A 14,399-nucleotide genomic window follows, 5' to 3' on the forward strand; every position below is an offset into this window, starting at 1 on the left:
GCAATGAAAATAACTGAGATAAAGTCCTGCTTTGTAGGTCCCACAATTTCGCCGGAACAATTTATAGCTGAACATTTCTTTTTATTTCTGGCAAAAGGAACCATGAACGGTTATGATGGCAATAAACATTATGTGCTGAAGCCTGGTGACAGTTGCATTGTTCGTAAAAACCGTCTGGCTCGTTATAATAAACAGAAAGACAATAACGAATTTGAAAAAGTCATTTTTATTTTTGATGAACCATTTTTAATAAACTTTCATAAAAAGCACAGCCTGTCATTTCAGAATCATCAGTCAAAAGATGCTTTTATTCCTATAAAAAAAGACACTTTGATTAATAGTTTTTTGCTTTCATTAGAACCTTATTACACAGATTCCGGGCAGATAAACAATGCATTTTCAGACGTAAAGAGAGAAGAATTATTACTCATCCTCTTGCAGCTGCATCCAGAGTTGTCCGCTATACTCTTTGATTTTGGAGTTCCGGGAAGATTAGACCTTGAAGAGTTTATGCAGAAAAATTATAAGTTTAATGTTAATTTAGAACGCTTTGCCTACCTTACAGGACGCAGCTTATCTGCTTTTAAAAGAGATTTTAAGAAAATATTTGATGAAACACCCAACCGCTGGTTAATCAAAAGACGCTTACAGGAAGCAAAATTTCTGATTGAAGAAAAAAAACAAAGACCCTCAGACATTTATATTGACCTTGGATTTGAAGATCTATCACACTTTTCATTTGCATTTAAAAAAGAATTTGGAGTGCTGGCAAGTAATCTTTAATACATTCAAAGCTGACTGTTTCATAAGTTTGTATATTTGAATTTTACAAATCATCTGCGATGGAAAAAATAGCACATACTTCACTCGAAGACTTTTATAAAGAGATGGCCGCCAAATTAGGCAAAGATCTGGAAAGTATTTTTCCAAAGGGACTTCATAAAGATATTGGGCACTTTAATGTATTTGATATTGCCCAGACGATTGAAAGGGCAAAAACGACTTCCGAAATGCCTTATAACAGAAGGAAATACTATAAGATAAGTTTTATAAGAGGGAGAAATAGGGCAGAATATGCAGACAAAGTAATTTCAATCAAGCAAAACGCTTTATTATTTGCTACTCCTAAAGTTCCCTATCATTGGGTACCTGAAGATCCAGACCAGTCAGGAAGTTTCTGTGTGTTTACAGAAGATTTTTTCATTAAAGATAAATCCTACTATAACCTCGAAGATCTCCCTATTTTTCAGCCTGGGGGAGTACCCGTCTTTGAAATTGATAATGAACTTGCAGAAGAGATTGAAAACCTTTTTAAAAAAATAAAAAAAGAGATCGATTCAGACTATGTATTTAAATATGATCTGATCAGAAACTATGTCCTGGAACTGATTCATTATGGGCAGAAACTACAGCCGGCATCCAAAATATCGGCCTCAAATGATGCTTCCATGAGGGTTGTTTCTTTATTTATAGAGTTGTTGGAAAGACAGTTTCCTATTGAATCCTGGGAACAGAGATTGCAGTTGAAAACGGCAAAAGATTATGCAGACAGACTCGCTGTGCATGTCAATTATCTGAATAAAAGATTAAAAGAAAGCACCGGAAAAACAACGACGGAATTTATTTCTGACCGTATTACTCAGGAAGCCAAAATCTTGTTAAAACAGACCAGATGGAATGTGTCGGAAATATCCTATGCTCTAGGTTTTGAAGAAATAGCCCATTTTTCCAATTTCTTTAAAAGAAAAACCACATTTACCCCATTGGAATTCCGTTCCTGATTTGAATTTCGCAAATTTCAGATTGATTCAAGCAAACACTTCATTCTGAAAATACCCCAACTTTGTACCATCAAAATAATCAAAATACAATGAACACAAAAACAAATATCGCATTGGTAACCGGAGGAAGCCGTGGATTGGGAAAAAACTCAGCGCTTAAGATTGCTCAAAAAGGACTTGATGTTATCATTACGTACAGAAGCAACAAAGAAGAAGCAGAAGCTGTTGTTAATGAAATTAAATCAATAGGAAGAAACGCTACAGCCTTTCAACTGGATACCAAAGACATGAAAAGCTTTGATGCTTTTGTGAAAAACGTTACGGATCACTTACAGGAAAATACAGGAAGCACGCATATCGACTATCTTGTCAATAATGCAGGAACAGCTTTGTATTCGCCGATTACGGAAGTGACAGAAGAGCAGCTGGATGATGTTGTGGATATCCATTTCAAGGGAGTGTTTTTCCTGACTCAGAAATTATTGCCATTCATCAATGATGGAGGAGGAATTATCAATGTGTCTTCAGGATTGGCAAGGTTTGCAACACCCGGATCTTCTATTTATGGATCAATAAAGGCTGGTGTAGAAATGCTTACAAAGTATATGGCCAAAGAATTGGGATCAAGAAAAATTAAAGCAAACGTAGTAGCTCCGGGCGCTATCGAAACGGATTTTGGGGGTGGAAGAGTGAGAGATAATGAAGAGATCAATGCAATGGTAGCAGGTGCTACAGCTCTTGGAAGAGTAGGTCTTCCTGATGATATCGGTGGAGTAGTAGCCTTCCTGTGTACGGAAGATGCCAGATGGATCAATGGCCAGAGAATTGAAGTTTCAGGAGGAATGTTTTTATAGACTTGATTTTCTGAGATTAATCTTAATTATAATACAATCGGCTGGCTCAAAAATGAGCCAGCCGATTGTATTATTTACTGTTTCTTTGAGAAGAGTAGACTTTTGATTCTCATTCAATCTACGCATCTGGTTCAAGAGGTTCCGGTAGCTGGCATTCTGCTTCTCTACATCCAGGGCCGATATATACACAATATCCTGAAGAATTGGTACATCTTACATTCCCAAAACCTCCATTCACTGTATGTAATTCTTTCCTTGTTAATTTTTTCTTTTGATCTCTTTTTTCATGGTTTTATTATTTAATAAGTTGATTATTATAAATATATGAAAAATTACAATATATAAATCACTTATTGAAGAGAAAAATCATTTATTGTTTCAGCCAATAATAAATAAAAATCTGCAAGAGAATAAAATATATAGGTGACCGTATACAATTTTATACTATTGTCATTGACTACGCCGAATCTTCGATTTCTGACGAAGGAAGAATCTCATATATGGCCTAGATTCTTCATTTCACTTCCTGAATTACGTTCGCAGACCTTCAGTCTGTATTCAGAATGACAGAGTTATAATAATTAAATATCATGATTAGTGTAAAATCGTATATAATTACAATATATAATATCCTTTAAAAAGATAGATTTCCCGTTGCATTCTTAAAAGAGAGTACAGTTGAGAAATACACATCATTTTAGGAAAGCGCAATTTTATCGAAGATAAAATCTTCACGCCTTAAAACATCTAGCTTATAAAATTTCTTTGCATCTTAGCGTTTACCAACAAAACAATAAAAACATGATTAAATCCGCGATAAATTCTCAATAGCCCTTTCTAAGGTCTCCTGCTTCTTGGCAAAACACAATCTGATCACATTTTCATTCAGTTTATTTTTATAAAACGAAGAGAAAGGAACACTGGCAACTTTATGATTAATAGTAAGCTCTGAGGCAAAGTCAAAATCATTTTTATCCGATATTTTACCATATTTTACGGCCTGAAAATATGTTCCTTCACAATCCAGAAGTTCAAAAGAAGTTCCTTCAAGACCTTTTCTCAGGAAATCTCTTTTTTCCTGGAAAAACTGATTCAGATGGGTATAATGCTCTTCATTTTTCATGTATTCTGCCAATGCAAGCTGAATAGGAGTATTTACACAAAAAACATTGAACTGGTGCACCTTTCTGAATTCGTCTGTTAGGATTTTAGGAGCAGCACAATAGCCAACCTTCCAACCGGTAACATGGAAAAGTTTCCCGAATGAGGCAACAAGAAAACTTCTTTCTTTAAGCTCAGGATATTTACAGATGCTCAGATGCTGTTTTCCATCAAAAACAATATTTTCATACACTTCATCACTTAAAATAAGAATGGAAGTTCCTTTTACCAGTTGAATAAGCTCCTGGATATCATTTTCTTTAAGGATTTTACCTGATGGGTTATTAGGATTGTTAAGAATGATCATTCGGGTTTTGTCGCTGACAAGATTTTTTACAGCAGCCCAGTCGATTTCATAATCCGGAGCTTTCATTTCAAAACGTTTTACAATCCCTCCGAAAAGTTCTACGGTAGGTTCATAACAGTCATAGGCCGGTTCAAAAATAATCACTTCATCATCTTTCTTGATAAAAGAAGCGATAGCGGTGAAAATAGCCTGAGTTCCGCCTGCTGTAATCGTTATTTCAGTATCCGGATGATAAACTGCCTGATGGCTGTTTTCGATTTTTCGTGCAATTTCTTCCTTTAGACCAATAATCCCTCCTAATGGAGCATACTGATTGAAACCTTTTTTAATAAAATGATCTACGTAATTCAGTAATTCCGGATCAGGAATAAAATCAGGAAAGCCCTGGGAAAGATTGATCGCCTCATTTTCATTGGCAAGTTGAGTCATCTGACTGAAAATGGTAGTCCCTACATTGGAAAGTTTTGATAAAGGAAGTTGTATCATAAAAACAGTTTTGTTGATCGAATTTAATGAAATATTTGAAGCAGTTTGAATTTGAAAGAACAAAAATTATATAAAGTGTAAGTTTACATCGGATGCTAAGAGATTTCCTAGCAAAACATGACTTTAAACATATGTTTGGTTTTCTCTTTTGAATCTACAGAAAGATACCTAAATTTGTTTGGCAGATAACCTGTTAAAACAAATAACAATGAAGATTAAAAAGACAGAGTTTCCTGAAAAATCTATATTATTCAAAGGGAAAAAAAATTTGATTATATTGATAGTTTTGAAGGAGAACTAACGAACAGAAGGAATATTGATATTACAGAAGTTGGAAAAACTTTCTTTACAAGCGTGCCGAAATGGGGAAAGAAAATGTTTGTTTTCAGGAATAAAGTAGTCGGATTATTCGGATTGAAAACCGGTGCTGAAACAAGAAATAAGTTGACGGAGAATGATTTTAAATATGAAGTGGGAGAGCGTATAGGACTTTTCAAAATATTTGATAAAACGAATAACGAAATTATTCTGGGAGAAGATGATAAACATTTGGATTTCAGAGTTTCCCTTTTATTTGACAAAAATAAAGATGATCAGGAAGAAAATTCCCTTACGATATCCACTGCGGTAAAATTTCATAACTGGTTGGGGGTGTTATATTTTTTGCCTGTTCGCCCTTTTCATAAGCTTATTGTCCCTGCTATGCTCAAAAACATTTTAGGTAAGTTAGAAAGTACAAGATGAAATGCTTATTGATAAGTATAAAGCGAAATTTTTATTATATATGATATATTAACGAAAATTTTAGGGTTTAGAATGAGCTTTGATTGCTTTTGTGCTGTGACAAATTTGATTGGGTTAAAACTCTATGACTGTTCTCTTGACAAAACGATAAAAGTTAGTAAAAAATGATTTTTAAAATTCGGATAATTTTGGACAATTTTGTACTTTTGTATGTTTGCTGAAATCATATATGTCACAAGAAATAAATCCAACCTACTCCGAAGATAATATCAGAACCCTCGATTGGCAGGAACACATCCGTCTGCGCCCCGGTATGTACATCGGGAAGCTCGGTGATGGTTCTTCCGCTGATGATGGTATTTATATATTGCTAAAAGAAATCCTTGATAACTCTATTGATGAGTTCAGGATGAGATCCGGGAAAAGAATTGAAATAAAACTGGACGACGGCAAAGTTACCATCCGTGACTTTGGACGTGGAATCCCGTTGGGAAAAGTCGTAGATGCTGTTTCCAAAATGAATACCGGTGGTAAGTACGACAGTAAAGCGTTTAAAAAATCTGTAGGATTGAACGGGGTCGGTAGCAAAGCGGTGAATGCCCTTTCAGACTACTTTAGGGTACGTTCTTTCCGTGACGGAAAAATGAAAGCGGCTGAATTCTCCCGTGGAGTGATCACCGAAAATTTTGAAGAAAAAGAGACTTCAGACAGAAATGGTACTGAAATCTCCTTTGTTCCTGATGGAGATATCTTCCTGCACTTCAAATACAGAAAAGAGTATATCGAAAGAATGCTCCGCAATTATGCCTATCTGAATCCAGGACTTAAAATTCTTTTCAACGGAGAAACATATTATTCTGAAAATGGACTTAAAGACTTGTTGGAAGAAGAATTGGAGAGTGATATCCTTTATCCGATCATTCATTTGAAGGATGAAGATATTGAGGTAGCGATTACTCATTCTGACAAATCACAGACAGAAACCTACTTCTCATTCGTTAACGGGCAGAATACCACTCAAGGGGGAACACACCTTAATGCATTCCGTGAAGCGTATGTAAAAACGATTCGTGAATTCTTCAATAAAAGTTTTGATGCTTCCGATATCAGGAAGTCTATCATCGCAGCAATCTCAATCAACGTAGAAGAGCCTATTTTCGAATCCCAGACCAAAACAAAATTAGGGTCTAATGATATGGGACCGAATGGCCCTACGGTAAGAATATTTATCATAGATTTCCTTAAAAGTAAACTGGATAACTTCCTACATAAGAATCCAGACATTGTAGAAGCGATCCAAAGAAAGATATTGATCTCCGAGAGAGAAAGAAAAGAACTTTCCGGAATCCAGAAACTGGCGAGAGAAAGAGCAAAGAAAGTTTCTCTTCACAATAAAAAACTTCGTGACTGCAGACAGCACTATAATGATCAGAAAGCAGAGAGAAAAGGAGATTCTCAGATCTTCATTACCGAAGGGGATTCTGCATCAGGATCTATCACAAAATCCAGAGATGTAGAAACACAGGCTGTATTCTCGCTCAAAGGTAAACCGCTGAACTGCTATGGTCTTACCAAGAAAGTGGTATATGAAAACGAAGAGTTTAACCTTCTTCAGGCAGCTTTGAATATTGAAGAAAGCCTGGAAGACCTGAGATATAATCAGGTAATCATTGCTACCGATGCCGATGTCGATGGGATGCACATCCGTTTGCTGATGATTACTTTTTTCCTGCAGTTCTTCCCGGATCTGATAAAAAACGGACACCTTTATATCCTTCAGACTCCGTTATTCAGAGTGAGAAATAAAAAAGAAACAAGATATTGCTATACAGAAGCAGAAAGAGTAAAAGCATTGAATGAGCTGGGGAAAAATCCTGAAATCACACGATTTAAAGGATTAGGAGAGATTTCTCCGGACGAATTCAAGCACTTCATCGGTAAAGATATCAGATTAGAACCTGTAGTGATAGGAAAAGACCAGACTATAGAACAACTTCTGGAGTTTTATATGGGGAAAAATACTCCGGACAGACAGGTTTTTATTCTTGAAAACCTAGTGGTGGAGGATGATACTGATATTGATAAAAAAGTAATTCCGGATGAATTAGAAAATTAAAAAAGCTTAAAAAAATCAAAAAAAATGGTCGTTAAAAGCCATAGAGAGACTGAAAAAACACAGGTTTGGATGAAGTAGGAAAATTATAAAACTTACACACCAAAAAAATCAAAATGAGACTAAGTAACCGTAATAAAGTATCAGTTTATAACTCTTTGAGTACCCTGCTTTTGATGATGATGATGTTTGGATTAATCGTATTTGCAGCCAATAAATACAGATTTAATGCATTGGGGAAAGAAAGTTATTTATTGGTTATTGTTCCCGTTCTGCTGCTGATTATCTTTTATATTTGCGGACGACAAATTTTTGAATATGACAGCGATGGAGAAGCGCTTAATTTTAAAAACAGGAATATTATTCCTTTTTTAGATAAGCCTCTTCACGATGAGTTTCCGAAATATAAACTGATAAAATATGATGTGGTTTGTATTTTCTTTGTCAAAAGATTATATGTTACAGTTTCAAGTAAGAATAATGGTTCTACCATATTGAAGTACCAGATTTCTTATTTGACCAAAAAAGAAGTAAACGATTTAAAACTCTCTCTGAACAAAGTAGTGAAAACTAATAAGGAGAAAAAAGATTAACAAAACAGATGACGACAGAAGAATATTCGCATGAGGGTGAAAGCTTAAAGAAAGTTTCCGGTCTATACAAAGACTGGTTCCTGGATTATGCTTCCTATGTAATTTTGGATAGAGCTATCCCTTCGGTATATGACGGTTTGAAACCCGTTCAGCGAAGAATCATGCACTCTATGCGGGAACTGGAAGACGGCCGTTATAATAAAGTGGCCAATATTGTGGGAAATACAATGAAGTATCACCCCCATGGAGATGCTTCCATTACTGATGCCATGGTGCAGGTCGGGCAAAAAGAATTACTGATAGATACCCAGGGAAACTGGGGAAATATCTATACAGGAGACTCTGCTGCTGCTGCAAGATATATTGAAGCAAGGTTGACTCCTTTTGCCCTGGAAGTAGTTTTTAATCCTAAAACTACAGAATGGACAAAGTCTTATGATGGGAGAAATAATGAACCTATTGACTTACCGGTAAAATTCCCTTTGCTTCTTACACAGGGAGTAGAAGGTATTGGTGTAGGGCTTTCTACTAAAATACTTCCCCATAACTTCAATGAGCTTATCAATGCATCTGTAGCACATCTGAAAGGAAAGAACTTCGAAGTGTATCCGGACTTTTTAACAGCCGGTTATCTGGATGTTTCCGAATATAATGACGGACACAGAGGAGGAAAAGTAAGAGCAAGAGCAAGAATTACCCAGACGGATAAACATACATTGGTTATTTCTGAGCTTCCTTACTCAAAAACAACAACCGATCTTATTGACTCTATTTTAAAGGCCAATGAGAAAGGAAAGATCAAGATCAAAAAGATTGAGGATAATACTTCAGATAAGGTAGAAATCCTAATTCATATTCATAGTGATGTTTCGCCGGATAAGACGATTGATGCTTTGTATGCATTCACCGACTGTCAGGTGACAATCTCTCCGAATGCCTGTGTGATCGTAGGTGACAAACCTATGTTTATGAATGTTTCTGATATTCTGAAAATGAATACAGAGCATACGGTGTCATTGCTGAAGAAAGAACTTGAAATTGAACTTCATGAGCTTCAGGAAAGCTGGCATTTCTCTTCATTAGAAAGAATTTTTATAGAAAACAGGATCTATCACGATATTGAAGAGGTAGAAACCTGGGAAGATGTCATAAAAACAATTGATGCAGGATTAAAACCTCATACCAAACATCTTTTAAGAGCTGTTACAGAAGAAGATATTTTAAAACTGACAGAGATCAGAATCAAGAGAATTTCAAGATTCGATTTAGATAAATTTAAAGAAAATATCGCCGCACTGGAAGGTAAAATAGAGCAAGTTAAGCACCATCTTGCGAATTTGATTGCCTATGCCATTGATTATTATTTGAATATTCAGAAAAAATACGGAAAAGACAAGCAGAGAAAGACTGAGCTTAGAATCTTTGATACGATTGATGCTACAAAAGTAGCCGTAGCCAATGAGAAATTCTATGTGAATTTTGAAGAAGGCTTTATCGGAACATCACTTAAAAAAGACCAGTATCTGTTTGACTGTTCTGATATTGATGATATCATCATTTTCAGAAAAGACGGAAGCATGAAGGTGGTAAAAGTAGAAGCTAAAACTTTTGTCGGAAAAGATATTCTGCATGTTGCCATATGGAAGAAAAATGATAAGAGAACAGTGTATAATATGATCTACCGCGAAGGCAGGGAAGGTCCTTATTATATGAAGCGTTTCTCCGTAACAGGAGTTACCCGAAACACAGACTATCCGCTGGCATCAGACAAAAAAGGCTCAGAAACACTTTATTTTTCGGCAAATCCTAATGGAGAAGCAGAAACCGTGACTGTTCTTTTAAAACCAAACCCTAGAATCAGGAAGAATAAAATGGAGATCAGTTTTTCTGATCTTGCCATCAAAGGACGTGATTCAAAAGGAAATTTGGTGACAAAATATGCCGTGAAGAAAGTAGATATGAAAGAAGAAGGAGTTTCTACTCTGGCACCTAGAAAGATCTGGTTTGATGATACGGTAAGAAGACTGAATGCAGATGTAAGAGGAACGTTACTCGGAAACTTTAAAGGTGATGACAGAATTCTGACGATCAATACCAATGGTGAGGTAAAACTGGTATCTTTTGATTTGGGTAACCGTTTTGATGACGAATATCTTATCCTGGAAAAATGGAGACCTGCACAGCCGATCACCTGTATTTATTATGATGGAGAGAAAGATATTTACTTCATCAAGAGATTCTTACTGGAAAATACAGTAAATGTACAGACTTTCATGCCATCTGAGCATCCAAAATCATTCATTGAAAACATTATCGTTGCTAATGAAGCAACCGCTGAAATTATTTTCGCGAAAGATAAAGGAAAAGACCGTGACTCTGAAACCATAAATATCGACGAATTTATAACCGTAAAAGGAATAAAAGCAATCGGTAACCAGTTTACGAAATTTAAAGTAAAGGCAATTAATATTACCATTCCTGAACCGGTAGAAGAGGAACCTGAAGTATACGAAGATCCGGAACCAACCGGAGATATGGATGAAGATGGAGGAATTATAGGGGACCTGTTCAACGGTGATGGAAATAATGAAAATGAATAGACCATAGATGTCTGTTCAGGTATAATATAAAAAATATAAGATGAGTATAGTTGTTTTAATTATCATTGCAGTCACATGTATCTTTAGTTACATGGGGCTAAATAATATAGCATTATTTGAAAAATATAAATTCAATGTCGGAGCGATTACAAACCGTAAAGAATATATAAGGCTTATCAGTTCTGCATTTTTGCATGCAGACTTTATGCATTTATTCTTTAATATGCTTTCTCTATATTTTTTCCAGGGAGTCGTTGTTAACTTCTTTGGTGAAGTAGGATTTTTGATTCTCTATTTTGGGTCAATGATTCTTGGGAATTTATTCAGCTTACAGATTTATAAAAAACAACCTTGGTATTCTGCAATCGGAGCATCAGGAGCCGTTTCAGGAATCATTTTTGCATCCATTGCAATGGCTCCGAATGAGATCAGTGTCAACTTTTTACCGGGATGGCTATTTGGAACTATCTATTTTGGATACTCTGTATACATGATGCTGAATCCTAAGCAATGGGATAACCTGGGGCATGCAGCTCACCTTGGAGGAGCATTTTTCGGACTTGTTTACTCTATTGTAATGCATCCGCAGCTAGCCATGAGTAATATCCTTTTCTTAGGAATCATGTCACTTCCCTTAATTTATTTAGGATATGAAATATTTGTAAGGAAACGAATAGGATAATAGACTATTTTTAATTAAAATATCAAAACCAATGAACACATCAGAGTTAAACAGTTTCATCGTGATACTTATCTATGGTTCATTGGTTTTGCTTTCTCTACTAAAGCTGGCCAATCCTTTAAGGGTGAACCGAAAAGCCAATTTCTGGTTTGGGATCTTTCTTTTTCTGTGGTCTACCTTCTGGCTGGATGAGGTTTTGTTTCTGATCACAGGCTCAACAGTGGAATTCCATTCTCTGTTTTTCGTGAGATGTATTCAGTTTTTCACCCCCATTGTCTTTTACTTCAGTGTCCTGTTTTATACCAACCCCGCTTTTACTTTCAAGACTAAAGACTTAAAGTTTTTATTACTTCCTGCAGCTTTCGTTCTGTGCCTTATATTGGTAAAATTGGGCTATGACACTCCGTTTGAATATCTGAGTGTTATTTTGATCCTGATTCAAGCCTTATTTTACACGGGTCTTTCTTATATTACCATCAGAAAACACCAGCGGAAGATCCAGCAGTTTTCGTCCAATACAGAAGGAATCAATCTGAATTGGCTGGAATATATTATCCTGGTACTTCTTATTGTGAACATTATCTATGTGATTTATAATCTGTTCTATGACCCAAAATCACTGAATTTCTTTATCAATACCGTTTTCCTTTTCGTTATTTATTGTGTAGGATATTATTCTCTGAAGCAGAAAGAAATTTATCCTTTAGAAGAAAAACAGATAGAGGAGCTGATTTCTATGAATGAAGATTCAGATCCTGAAGAAGTAAAAAGAAAACTGATTTCTGATGATGAATTATTAAAAATTAAATCTTCGCTTGAAAACATCATGGAAACCCAGAAACCTTACCTTGAAAGCGAATTGAATCTTATCAAACTTGCAGAAATCCTGTCGGTTTCTACCCATCATCTTTCTTACGTTATCAATACAGGTTTTGGAAAGAACTTCTTCCAATATGTGAATGAATTCAGGGTAGATTACGCCAAACAACTTCTGAAAGAACCCAACAGTAAATTATCCATTCTGGGGATTGCCTATGAATCCGGATTCAATTCCAAAACCTCTTTTAATACAACTTTTAAAAAAGTAACCGGGCAAACCCCTTCTGAGTTCAAAAAATAAGTTCCGGTTTATAAAGTTTTACTTTTTAATTTTTATAAATTATTGATTTTCAACGAATTGATTGTTTTGTTTTTCCTGCTTAAAAATCAGTTCGTTCAGATAATCTGGAACATTCAAACTGGTCTATCCCTGTAGCTTTGTACCGTAAAATTTAAACTTATGGATACCAAAGAATCATATGCCGTCGTTACAGGAGCAAGCCAGGGACTTGGTAAAGCATTCGCCGAAAATCTGGCAAAGAAAAACATCAATGTTGTTCTTGTGAGTCTTCCGAATCAAAATCTGAAAGAACTTTCTGAGGAACTGGAAGAACAATATCATATAAAAGCCTATTATTACGAAACAGATCTTTCCGTCAATGAGAATGTTATGAAACTTACAGAATGGATCAACCACTCCTTTGATATTCATATCCTGATCAATAATGCAGGGCTTGGTGGGACTAAGAAATTTACAGAAGCCTCTTCGGATTATATCAATACCATTCTGCAGGTGAATGTAGCTGCAACTTCACTCATCACCCATCAGCTTCTTCCCAATCTTTTAAGACAGCCAAAAGCTTATATTTTAAATGTTTCAAGCATGGCAGCCTTCTCTCCGATAGGTTTTAAAACGGTATATCCTGCGACCAAAACCTTTATCCATTCATTTTCAAGAGGATTGCATGAAGAATTGAAAGATACTAATGTTTTTGTAAGCGTTGTAAATCCCGGCGCTATGAAAACCAATTCAGATGTCTGCGAAAGAATTGAAAAACAAGGCTTTATAGGAAGATTAACACTTTTGAATCCTGATAAAGTAGCGTCATACTGCATTCGTCAATTATTTAAAAAAGATTCCGTAATTATGGTGAATCCAATCAGCTGGCTTGTGATGAAAATTTTACCAATATGGATCAAACTTCCGTTGATGACCCAGGCTATAAAAAGAGAAATCGAAGCATGAAAAAAATTTGTGTAACCGGAGCTACAGGACTTCTGGGAACTAATGTTATTATAAAATTACTACAAAATGGTTATTCTATTATTGCTCTGGTGCGCAAGAAAAGCACATGGTTGGGCGAAGAAAACGAGAATCTGAAGCTGGTGGAAGCAGATCTTTTATCCGATCTCTCATCATTGCTTATAGATATAGATTGTATCATCCATATTGCGGCAGAAACACGGCAAAATCTAATCAGGTATAATGAATACAGAAAAGTAAATTATGAAGCTGCCGTGAACCTGTTTACTCAGGCAGAATCAATGAAGGTAAAAAAGTTTTTGTTTGTGAGTACGGCCAATACTTTAGGATATGGGAATACGACATTCTGGGGGAGTGAAAAAGCACCCCAGCTTTATCCTTTTACCCGTTCATTTTATGCTCAAAGCAAACGGGAAGCCGAAGACTATCTTTTAAATAACTGTAAAAATACAGAAGTCAGCATTGTAAATCCCACTTTTATGATCGGAGCTTATGACAGCAAGCCGAGCTCCGGAAAAATTATCTTTTGGGCCTGGAAAAAGAAACTGGTTTTCTATCCAAAAGGAGGAAAGAACTTTGTACATGTAGAAGATGCTGCCCACGGAATAGTGAATGCTATTGAAAATGGGAGAAATGCTGAAAAATATCTTTTAGCCAATGAAAACTTAAGTTATAAAGACTTTTTTAAGAAAATAAACCGGATTACCAACCAAAAACCAATGATGCTGCCCATTCCGAATACAGTTTTGAACTTCCTTGGATTGATTGGTGACGGGCTGAGAAAATTAAACATAAAAACAAACCTCAGTACTTCCAATATGAAAGCCCTGCAGATTTGTAACTATTATAACAACCAGAAATCGGTAGAGGAGCTGGGGATCCGGTATCAACCTGTTGATAAAGCAATCGAAGATGCTATCCAATATTTTACTAAAAATAATAAACATTGATTTTCATTTTGTCAATAATAAAAAAGCCAGCTTTTTGACTGCTGG

The 14,399-nt window shown here is 35.7% G+C and carries 12 protein-coding genes; 11 read left to right on the top strand and 1 reads right to left on the bottom strand.

Features of this window, described 5'->3' with window-relative positions; all coding sequences use genetic code 11:
- Positions 1-3: 3 nt before the first annotated feature.
- The 3 genes from LF886_RS11335 (at position 4) to LF886_RS11345 (ending at position 2,635) form a co-directional block, all read left to right on the top strand.
- A complete protein-coding gene (locus LF886_RS11335; RefSeq protein WP_236854189.1) occupies positions 4-783 on the top strand; it encodes a helix-turn-helix domain-containing protein in 780 nt (259 codons plus the stop codon).
- A gap of 59 nt (positions 784-842) precedes the next feature.
- Positions 843-1,781, top strand: coding sequence for a helix-turn-helix domain-containing protein (locus LF886_RS11340; protein ID WP_124536973.1), 939 nt, complete (start codon positions 843-845; stop codon positions 1,779-1,781).
- 89 nt (positions 1,782-1,870) lie between these two features.
- Positions 1,871-2,635, top strand: coding sequence for an SDR family NAD(P)-dependent oxidoreductase (locus LF886_RS11345; RefSeq protein WP_236854190.1), 765 nt, complete (start codon positions 1,871-1,873; stop codon positions 2,633-2,635).
- An 805-nt stretch (positions 2,636-3,440) separates the two neighbouring features.
- Here LF886_RS11345 and LF886_RS11350 read toward each other — a convergent pair.
- Positions 3,441-4,589, bottom strand: coding sequence for a methionine aminotransferase (locus LF886_RS11350; RefSeq protein WP_236854191.1), 1,149 nt, complete (start codon positions 4,587-4,589; stop codon positions 3,441-3,443).
- A gap of 321 nt (positions 4,590-4,910) precedes the next feature.
- On the opposite strand from LF886_RS11350, the gene LF886_RS11355 reads away from it, so the two are divergent.
- From LF886_RS11355 to LF886_RS11390, 8 genes are all read left to right on the top strand, one after another.
- Complete coding sequence (locus LF886_RS11355) at positions 4,911-5,333, top strand: DUF2867 domain-containing protein (protein ID WP_236854308.1); 423 nt, start codon at positions 4,911-4,913, stop codon at positions 5,331-5,333.
- Between the two features lie 229 nt (positions 5,334-5,562).
- On the top strand, positions 5,563-7,449 hold the full coding sequence (locus LF886_RS11360) for a DNA topoisomerase IV subunit B (protein WP_236854192.1): 1,887 nt from the start codon (positions 5,563-5,565) through the stop codon (positions 7,447-7,449).
- Between the two features lie 113 nt (positions 7,450-7,562).
- Positions 7,563-8,039: a hypothetical protein gene (locus LF886_RS11365; protein ID WP_236854193.1), complete on the top strand. Its 477-nt coding sequence runs from the start codon at positions 7,563-7,565 to the stop codon at positions 8,037-8,039.
- Positions 8,040-8,047: 8 nt separating this feature from the next.
- A complete protein-coding gene (locus LF886_RS11370) occupies positions 8,048-10,639 on the top strand; it encodes a DNA gyrase/topoisomerase IV subunit A (protein WP_236854194.1) in 2,592 nt (863 codons plus the stop codon).
- Positions 10,640-10,679: 40 nt separating this feature from the next.
- Positions 10,680-11,321, top strand: a complete 642-nt coding sequence (locus LF886_RS11375; RefSeq protein ID WP_236854195.1) for a rhomboid family intramembrane serine protease — start codon at positions 10,680-10,682, stop codon at positions 11,319-11,321.
- A gap of 31 nt (positions 11,322-11,352) precedes the next feature.
- Positions 11,353-12,441: a helix-turn-helix domain-containing protein gene (locus LF886_RS11380; protein WP_236854196.1), complete on the top strand. Its 1,089-nt coding sequence runs from the start codon at positions 11,353-11,355 to the stop codon at positions 12,439-12,441.
- Positions 12,442-12,600: 159 nt separating this feature from the next.
- Positions 12,601-13,386, top strand: coding sequence for an SDR family NAD(P)-dependent oxidoreductase (locus LF886_RS11385; RefSeq protein WP_236854197.1), 786 nt, complete (start codon positions 12,601-12,603; stop codon positions 13,384-13,386).
- Positions 13,383-14,354 carry an NAD-dependent epimerase/dehydratase family protein gene (locus LF886_RS11390; RefSeq protein ID WP_236854198.1) on the top strand — a complete coding sequence of 324 codons (972 nt, stop codon included), beginning with the start codon at positions 13,383-13,385 and terminating at the stop codon, positions 14,352-14,354. The genes LF886_RS11385 and LF886_RS11390 overlap by 4 nt, the downstream gene beginning before the upstream one ends.
- Positions 14,355-14,399 lie beyond the last annotated feature (45 nt).

It is taken from the genome of Chryseobacterium sp. MEBOG07 (genome assembly GCF_021869745.1).
Lineage (GTDB): Bacteria > Bacteroidota > Bacteroidia > Flavobacteriales > Weeksellaceae > Chryseobacterium > Chryseobacterium viscerum.

What these genes read in the sequence shown, in the direction of transcription:
- LF886_RS11335 (WP_236854189.1), top strand. Translation starts at nt 4, where the DNA reads ATGAAAATAACTGAGATAAAGTCCTGCTTTGTAGGTCCCACAATTTCG.
- LF886_RS11340 (WP_124536973.1), top strand. Translation starts at nt 843, where the DNA reads ATGGAAAAAATAGCACATACTTCACTCGAAGACTTTTATAAAGAGATG.
- LF886_RS11345 (WP_236854190.1), top strand. Translation starts at nt 1,871, where the DNA reads ATGAACACAAAAACAAATATCGCATTGGTAACCGGAGGAAGCCGTGGA.
- LF886_RS11350 (WP_236854191.1), bottom strand. Translation starts at nt 4,589, where the DNA reads ATGATACAACTTCCTTTATCAAAACTTTCCAATGTAGGGACTACCATT.
- LF886_RS11360 (WP_236854192.1), top strand. Translation starts at nt 5,563, where the DNA reads ATGTCACAAGAAATAAATCCAACCTACTCCGAAGATAATATCAGAACC.
- LF886_RS11365 (WP_236854193.1), top strand. Translation starts at nt 7,563, where the DNA reads ATGAGACTAAGTAACCGTAATAAAGTATCAGTTTATAACTCTTTGAGT.
- LF886_RS11370 (WP_236854194.1), top strand. Translation starts at nt 8,048, where the DNA reads ATGACGACAGAAGAATATTCGCATGAGGGTGAAAGCTTAAAGAAAGTT.
- LF886_RS11375 (WP_236854195.1), top strand. Translation starts at nt 10,680, where the DNA reads ATGAGTATAGTTGTTTTAATTATCATTGCAGTCACATGTATCTTTAGT.
- LF886_RS11380 (WP_236854196.1), top strand. Translation starts at nt 11,353, where the DNA reads ATGAACACATCAGAGTTAAACAGTTTCATCGTGATACTTATCTATGGT.
- LF886_RS11385 (WP_236854197.1), top strand. Translation starts at nt 12,601, where the DNA reads ATGGATACCAAAGAATCATATGCCGTCGTTACAGGAGCAAGCCAGGGA.
- LF886_RS11390 (WP_236854198.1), top strand. Translation starts at nt 13,383, where the DNA reads ATGAAAAAAATTTGTGTAACCGGAGCTACAGGACTTCTGGGAACTAAT.